A 901-nucleotide genomic window follows, 5' to 3' on the forward strand; every position below is an offset into this window, starting at 1 on the left:
CGGTGAGGCGACGGGCTCCGGCACGGCCACGCCCTCGTTCAGCCGGTCGAACTCGCCGTAGACCGCGGGCGTCGACAGCCCTCCGTCCGCCATCGCGAAGACCCAGTGGAACGCGCCGCCCACCTCCAGCTCCGTGAGGTGCTCGCCGCGCCCGGTGCCGAGCGCCGCCCCGCCGACCAGGCTGAACGGCACGTCCGACCCCAGCTCCGCGCAGATGGCGAGCAGTTCGGCGCGCGAGGATCCGAGCCCCCACAGCGCGTCGCACGCGAGCAGCGCGCCCGCGCCGTCGGCCGAGCCGCGCGCCACGGCATCGCCCCCGACGTGCACCTCCACATCGCCAAGGACATCCCCGTCGCCGCCCGGCACGTTCCCGACGCGAGAAGCCCCGCCGCCACCGCCTGCGCCGACTCCTCGTCCTTCGCCAGGAAGGCGGTCGTCGGACCGGAGCCCGACACGAGCGCCGCGAGCGCCCCCGCCGCCATCCCCGCGGCGAGCGTCGCCGCCAGCGAGGGCCGCAGCGAGAGCGCCGCGGGCTGGAGATCGTTGACGAGCGTGCCGGCCAGCGCCCCCGTGTCCCCGGTGCGCAGCGCGTCGAGCAGGTCCGGTGAGGCGACGGGCTCCGGCACGGCCACGCCCTCGTTCAGCCGGTCGAACTCGCCGTAGACCGCGGGCGTCGACAGCCCTCCGTCCGCCATCGCGAAGACCCAGTGGAACGCGCCGCCCACCTCCAGCTCCGTGAGGTGCTCGCCGCGCCCGGTGCCGAGCGCCGCCCCGCCGACCAGGCTGAACGGCACGTCCGACCCCAGCTCCGCGCAGATGGCGAGCAGTTCGGCGCGCGAGGATCCGAGCCCCCACAGCGCGTCGCACGCGAGCAGCGCGCCCGCGCCGTCGGCCGAGCCGC

Annotated in this window: 2 pseudogenes; both read right to left on the bottom strand. The window is 76.8% G+C overall.

The features are described 5' to 3' along the window. Window positions 1-333, bottom strand: a pseudogene (locus tag EAO77_RS36475) (4-(cytidine 5'-diphospho)-2-C-methyl-D-erythritol kinase); the annotation flags it as partial. 20 nt (window positions 334-353) lie between these two features. Further along, window positions 354-901, bottom strand: a pseudogene (locus EAO77_RS36480) (4-(cytidine 5'-diphospho)-2-C-methyl-D-erythritol kinase); the annotation flags it as partial.

The sequence above is a fragment of the Streptomyces sp. T39 genome (assembly GCF_008042045.1).
In the GTDB taxonomy this organism is placed as follows: domain Bacteria; phylum Actinomycetota; class Actinomycetes; order Streptomycetales; family Streptomycetaceae; genus Streptomyces.